The organism is Novosphingobium sp. 63-713 (genome assembly GCF_001898925.1).
Taxonomy (GTDB): Bacteria; Pseudomonadota; Alphaproteobacteria; order Sphingomonadales; family Sphingomonadaceae; genus Novosphingobium.
This window is the reverse complement of the sequence record NZ_MKVS01000035.1, coordinates 44,788-51,201: the sequence shown is the minus strand read 5'-3', so window position 1 is coordinate 51,201 and position 6,414 is coordinate 44,788. Positions and strand designations below refer to the sequence as shown.

General features: G+C 62.5%; 6 protein-coding genes and 1 rRNA gene. 4 read left to right on the top strand and 3 right to left on the bottom strand.

Translation table 11 applies throughout. The features are described from left to right. Positions 1-269: ribosomal RNA gene (locus BGP00_RS16185) — 16S ribosomal RNA — on the bottom strand; the annotation flags it as partial. A gap of 13 nt (positions 270-282) precedes the next feature. On the opposite strand from BGP00_RS16185, the gene BGP00_RS25415 reads away from it, so the two are divergent. The 4 genes from BGP00_RS25415 to BGP00_RS16170 all read left to right on the top strand — a co-directional run bounded on the left by BGP00_RS25415 (position 283) and on the right by BGP00_RS16170 (position 4,820). Beyond that, on the top strand, positions 283-513 hold the full coding sequence (locus BGP00_RS25415; RefSeq protein WP_366556809.1) for an SWIM zinc finger family protein: 231 nt from the start codon (positions 283-285) through the stop codon (positions 511-513). Between the two features lie 309 nt (positions 514-822). Further along, positions 823-1,824 (top strand): glycosyltransferase, encoded by a 1,002-nt coding sequence (locus BGP00_RS16180; protein WP_292693831.1) that lies wholly within the window; start codon positions 823-825, stop codon positions 1,822-1,824. 166 nt (positions 1,825-1,990) lie between these two features. Then, positions 1,991-2,914: a retroviral-like aspartic protease family protein gene (locus BGP00_RS16175; protein ID WP_292693834.1), complete on the top strand. Its 924-nt coding sequence runs from the start codon at positions 1,991-1,993 to the stop codon at positions 2,912-2,914. Between the two features lie 49 nt (positions 2,915-2,963). Continuing rightward, complete coding sequence (locus BGP00_RS16170; protein WP_292693838.1) at positions 2,964-4,820, top strand: ABC transporter ATP-binding protein/permease; 1,857 nt, start codon at positions 2,964-2,966, stop codon at positions 4,818-4,820. A gap of 32 nt (positions 4,821-4,852) precedes the next feature. Here the strand turns inward: BGP00_RS16170 and BGP00_RS16165 are convergent, their stop codons facing one another. Further along, the gene (locus BGP00_RS16165) at positions 4,853-5,059 is read right to left on the bottom strand and encodes a DUF1737 domain-containing protein (protein WP_273617947.1); all 207 of its coding nucleotides are present in this window, start codon (positions 5,057-5,059) and stop codon (positions 4,853-4,855) included. A gap of 51 nt (positions 5,060-5,110) precedes the next feature. Then, the gene (gene hslU / locus BGP00_RS16160; RefSeq protein WP_168603066.1) at positions 5,111-6,412 is read right to left on the bottom strand and encodes an ATP-dependent protease ATPase subunit HslU; all 1,302 of its coding nucleotides are present in this window, start codon (positions 6,410-6,412) and stop codon (positions 5,111-5,113) included. Positions 6,413-6,414: the final 2 nt, after the last annotated feature.

Here is a 6,414-nt window from a genome sequence, read left to right as displayed (position 1 = left end):
CTCTCAGACCAGCTAAGGATCGTCGGCTTGGTAGGCCTTTACCCCACCAACTACCTAATCCTACGCGGGCTCATCTCTTGCCGATAAATCTTTGGTCCGAAGACATCATCCGGTATTAGCAGTCATTTCTAACTGTTATTCCGAAGCAAGAGGCAGATTCCCACGCGTTACGCACCCGTGCGCCACTAAGCCCGAAGGCTTCGTTCGACTTGCATGTGTTAGGCATGCCGCCAGCGTTCGTTCTGAGCCAGGATCAAACTCTCAAGTTATGTCCATCACACAATCAGCACAATCTCGCGATCGAACGCCAATCATGCAACAACTTCGGGAGCCGATACCTGCACTTGTCAAACGTATGGTTACGTTAGGACATGCAAACATCGGCTTGCTTTATACTACGCCATAGAGCCCGAAGCTCCCAAGGCGCAGGCGCCGTCGCCCACATGTCCCTTCATCTTATCTACAATGTCAAAGATCTACCGACAAAAACAGCGGACAGCTATCCTTCCCTGATCTTTCCAAATCAGGGCAAACAGCGTCCGTTCCAATGTCTGTAACCTCGTTCAGTTTCAACCTCTTGGGAGGCGTCCACCGCTTCGGTGTCGGTGCCTCTAAGGCCCTCACCCGAGTCGGTCAACCTGTTTCTTCGCCGATATGACATTTTAATTTCAACCAACTGTTTCTCAATGATTTTATTGCGAAATTCACCTCATCCCACGCATTTCCCCTCAACATACGCTTTCTTTACCGCCCCGCCCCTAAAATGCCCCCGATTGGAAACGCCGGCGCCGCGCGCCTGAGCACATGAGGATTCGCCACGGAATGAGCCTGCCCGACGCCCCCCGGATCAGCGTCGCCATGAGCATCTATAATGGCGAGCGTTTTCTGGCCCCCGCCATCGAGAGCATTCTGGCCCAGACCTTCGGCGATTTCGAACTCCTCGCGCTCGACGATGGCTCCACCGATGCCACGCCCGATCTGCTGCGCGCCTATGCCGCGCGCGACGCGCGCGTGCGCCCCATCATCCGCGAAAACTGCGGCCTTATCGCCAGCCTCAATCAAATGCTGCACGAAGCCCGCGCGCCGATCATCGCCCGCATGGACGCCGACGACATCTGTCTGCCTGAGCGTTTCGAGCGCCAATACGCCTTCCTGATGGCCAACCCCGCCTTTGCGGTCGTGGGCGCGCAAGCCGACGATATGGACGAGGAGGGCAACCACACCCCCTGCTTCGGCCCGATGCACCCCACCACCTTCGAGGACTTCCTGGCCACCATTGACACGGGCGCGCATCTGATGTGCCACCCGGTCGCCATGTTCCGGCGCGATGTGGTGCTGGCCGTAGGCGGCTATCACGCGGCCTTTCGCCATTGTGAGGATCTCGACCTCTGGCTGCGCCTCGCCTCCGTCACCAAACTGTGCAGCCTGCCCGACAAGCTGATCCACTATCGCCATTACGCCGGGCAAGTCTCCAGCCGCCACGCCACCGAGCAGCAGACCGGCGCGGCCATCGCCCGGCTTGCCTATCACGAACGCCTCGCCGGACGCCCCGATCCCACCGAGCACCTCGACCGCCTGCCCCCCATCGACGGGCTGGACATGCTCTTCGGGCGTGAAGGCATTTCGCGGCAGGTGCGCGAGAAGGTCGCCCTCGGCCTGCGCTATTCCAAGGCGGGCATGCGCGATTCAGGCTTTGACCTGCTGCTGCGCCATGTGGCCGATGGCGGCAATCGCGATGGGCTGTGGCGCACCGTCGCCCGCCTCGTCCGCTTTGGCGAACCGATGCGCGCCGTGCGCCTTGCCGCTGCGCTGGCCACGACATAGAGCCCCGGGCGGACCTGTTGCCCATTTGCCCGAATCCCGCAAATTCCGTTCTTTGCTGCGCACAATAGTGTGGGCATCGCCGCGCTTCGCACTGGCCAAGGGCGCAGCATAGGCGTATAACTCATACATTAGACGGCTAAAGCCGCATATGCAGGAGAGAATGGCCATGGCTCTGACCGCCATCGCCCTGGCCCTTGCGCTGGCCAGCACCAGCGCCGAGGGTGCGGGTGCTATTGATTTGCCGGTTGCACGTCCCGCATCCGGCCCGACCGAAACCATCGCCGCCAAATCCGACGATTACGACCGCATGACCGTGCCGGTCACCGTGCGCGAGCACGGGCCATTCCGCTTCATGGTCGACACCGGGGCGCAGCGCACCGTCCTTTCGGACATGGTCGCCGCGCGACTGGGCGTGACCGGCACGGAGCAGGCGCAAGTGACCGGCGTTGCCGGCACACGTGTGGTCAGTGTGGTCAATGTCGACCGGCTCAAACTGGGCCGCCGCAGCTGGGCGGGCAAGCAATTGCCCATCCTGCTGGCCAATGACGTAGGCGCCGACGGGATCATCGGCCTCGACGGATTGCAGGGCCAGCGCGTGATGATCGACTTTCGCCGCAATGAGGTGACGCTGATCGACCGGGTGAGCAGGGACCCGGCCGCCGATGGTTTCGAAATCGTCGTCGAGGCCAAGCGCCACAATGGCGAACTGATCATGACCAATGCGGTCATCGACGGTGTGAAAGTCGACGTGGTGATCGACACCGGTTCCGATGTCAGCGTGGGCAATCGCGCCCTGCAAAAGGCACTCGGCTCACGGGTGCAGGGGCGCACCGAACTGCAAAGCGTGACCGGGCAAAGCATCCAGGCCGAATATGGCACCGCGCGGCAATTCTCGATCGACGGATTCAAGGTCACCGGTATGCCGATCGCCTATACGGACTCGCCCTCGTTTGCGCTGATGGGGCTGGACCGGCGCCCGGCGCTGCTGCTGGGCATGCCCACCTTGCGCCTGTTCGACCGGATCGCGATTGATTTCGTGGCCAAGCGGGTGATGTTCGACATGCCCGCCGCCTCGATACCCAATTCCTGAACAAAGCGGCCATTGGCGTTTGGCCGCTTCCCCCCTACATAGGCGGGCGATGCCTCCTGACCATTCCGCCTCGCCCGCCCCTTCCGCCAAGACGCCGCGCCATGATGGCTGGCAGACCTTGCGACGGTTCCTGCCTTATCTGTGGCCCCATGACCGGCCCGATCTGCGGATGCGGATCGTCGCGGCAGTGGTCTTCATTCTGGCCTCGACGGCCACACAGATGGCGCTGCCCTATTTCCTGAAATGGGCGATCGACGCGATGAGTGTTACCGGCCCGCGGGAGGTGACGGGGGCCATGCTCTTTGTCATCGCCTATGCGGCAGGGCGCTTTGCGGGCGTGGCCTTCGACAATCTGCGCAACATCGTGTTCGAGCGCGTGGGGCAGGAAGCAACCCGCATTCTGGCCGAAAACGTGTTCGGGCGGCTGCATCAGCTCTCGCTGCGCTTTCACCTTGCCCGCCGCACCGGCGAAGTCACCAAGACCATCGAGCGCGGCACCAAGAGCATCGACACGATGCTCTATTTCATGCTGTTCAACATTGCGCCCACGCTGCTGCAGCTCGTCATCGTCGCGGTGATTTTTCAGATCAATTTCGGCTGGGGCCTGGTGGCGGCAACGGCCTTCAGCATCGCGGCCTATATCTATGTCACGCGCAAGATCACCGAATGGCGCACGCATCTGCGCGAAAAGATGAACAAGCTGGACGGGCAGGCCCTGTCGCGCGCGGTCGATTCGCTGCTCAATTACGAGACGGTCAAATATTTCGCCGCCGAAAAGCGCGAGGAGGCCCGCTATTCGGCCGCCACCCGCGCCTATGCCGACGCCGCCACGCGCAGCGAGAACAGCCTTGGCATGCTCAACATCGCGCAGGGGCTGGTGGTCAATCTGCTGATGGCGGGGGCCACGGCCTATACGGTCTGGGGCTGGAGCAAGGGAGAATATACCTCTGGCCAGCTTGTTTTCGTCCAGACCTATCTCACGCAATTGTTCCGCCCGCTCGACATGCTGGGCATGGTCTATCGCACGATCCGGCAGGGGCTGATCGACATGGCCGACATGTTCCGCCTGCTCGACACCGAACAGGAGGTGAAGGACAAGCCCGGCGCGCCCGCGCTGGTGGTGCGGCGGCCCTCGGTGGTGTTTGAGGATGTGGTGTTCGGCTATGACCGCGACCGCACGATCCTGAAGGGCCTGTCGTTTGAAGTGCCTGCCGGCCATCATGTCGCGCTGGTCGGCCCATCGGGCGCGGGCAAAAGCACGATCGGGCGCCTGCTGTTCCGCTTCTACGATCCGTGGTCGGGCCGCATCCTGATTGATGGTCAGGATATTGCCGAGGTCTCGCAAACCTCGCTGCGCGCAGCCTTGGGCATCGTCCCGCAGGATTCGGTGCTGTTCAACGACACGATCGGCTATAACATCGGCTATGGCCACCCGACCGGCGAGGCCTCCCCCGCCCAGATCGAGGCCGCCGCACAGGCCGCCGCGCTCTCGGGCCTGATCGAACGCCTGCCCGCCCGTTTCGACACCGAGGTGGGCGAACGCGGGCTGAAACTCTCGGGCGGCGAGAAGCAGCGCGTGGCAATTGCGCGCACGCTGGTCAAGAACCCGCCGATCTTATTGCTCGATGAAGCCACCAGCGCGCTCGATACAAGGACCGAGCAGGACATTCTGGCCACGCTCCATGCGCTGTCGGAAAACCGCACCAGCCTGTCGATCGCCCACCGCCTGTCCACCATCGTCGATTCCGACTCCATCCTGGTGCTTCAGGACGGGCGGCTGGTCGAACAGGGCAACCATGCGCAATTGCTGCGGATGGGCGGGCTCTATGCCGAAATGTGGGCCCGACAAGCTAATGAGACTCAGGCCAATGAGACGAGCGAAGCGGTCGCCAACGCCGCCGAATAAGAAAAGGGCCGGATCAACCGGCCCTTTTTTTTTCAGATCTTCAGCTCGTGCCAGACCACCGCCTGCCCCACCTTCACACAGGCGTTTTCCGCATCATAGGTCATCGTGGGCGAGCCATAGAGCCGCCACCCCTGCGTCAGCGCTTCGGAGACGCGCTCGCAAAAGGCGCGGTCGTCCTTGCCGGTCAACAGGCGGTAGATCGGGCGATCATCGGGGGTCTGATAGGTTTTCTCGGTCATGGGCCGGTGATCCTGCAAAAGATGGGGCGACGCAAGCGCCGCCCCACATCATCAGAGAATGAACTTCGACAGATCGGTGTCGTGCGACAGATTGTCCAGCCGTGCCTCGACATAGGCCTCGTCAATGGTGATTGTCTCGCCGCGCTTGTCCTCGGCCTCAAAGGACAATTCCTCCAAAAGCCGCTCCATCACCGTCTGCAACCGGCGGGCGCCGATATTCTCAACATTCTCGTTCACCTGCGCAGCGGTGCGGGCAATGGCGCGCACGGCCCCGGGGGTGAATTCGACGGTCACATCCTCGGTGCCCAACAGGGCGCGATATTGCTCGACCAGATTGGCGCGCGTTTCGGCCAGAATGCGCACGAAATCCTCTTCGGACAGCGCCTTCAATTCCACCCGGATCGGCAAACGCCCCTGCAATTCGGGCAGCATATCGCTGGGCTTGGCCACGTGGAACGCGCCGCTGGCGATGAAGAGGACGTGGTCGGTCTTCATCGGGCCATATTTGGTGGCAATCGTCGTGCCCTCGATCAGCGGCAGCAGGTCGCGCTGCACGCCCTCGCGGCTGACCGAACCGCCGCGCACGTCCGACACGGCGATCTTGTCGATCTCGTCGATAAAGACGATGCCATTGGCCTCGGCATTGGCCAGAGCGACACGGGCCACATCGTCCTGATCCATCCGCTTTTCGGATTCTTCATCCACCAGACGGTCCCAGGCATCGGCCACGCGCATCTTGCGGCGCTTCAAAGGCTTGCCGCCCATCGCCTTGCCCAGCATGTCGGACAGGTTGATCATGCCGATGCCGCCGCCCATGCCGGGGATCTCCATCGGCGCGGAGGGCGAATCCTCGACCTCCACCTCGACCTCGACATCATCCATCGCGCCTTCGTTCAACCGCTGGCGGAAACTCTCGCGGGTCGCCTCGCTGGCGCCATCGCCGACCAGCGCCTTGAGCAGACGGTCCATCGCAGCCTTGCTTGCCGCCTCGCGCACGGCCTCGCGGCGGCGCGCCTTTTCCAGCCGGATCGCTTCCTCGGCCAGGTCGCGCCCGATCTGTTCGACATCGCGCCCGACATAGCCGACCTCGGTGAACTTGGTGGCTTCCACCTTTACAAAGGGCGCATCGGCCAACTTGGCCAGACGGCGGCTGATCTCGGTCTTGCCGCAGCCCGTCGGCCCGATCATCAGTATGTTCTTGGGGCTCACCTCGTCGCGCAGATCCGCCGAGAGGTGCTGGCGCCGCCAGCGGTTGCGCAGGGCCACAGCCACCGCGCGCTTGGCGTCCTGCTGGCCGATGATATGTTCATCCAGCGCGCGCACGATCGCCTTGGGGGTCAGATTGTCATTCATGG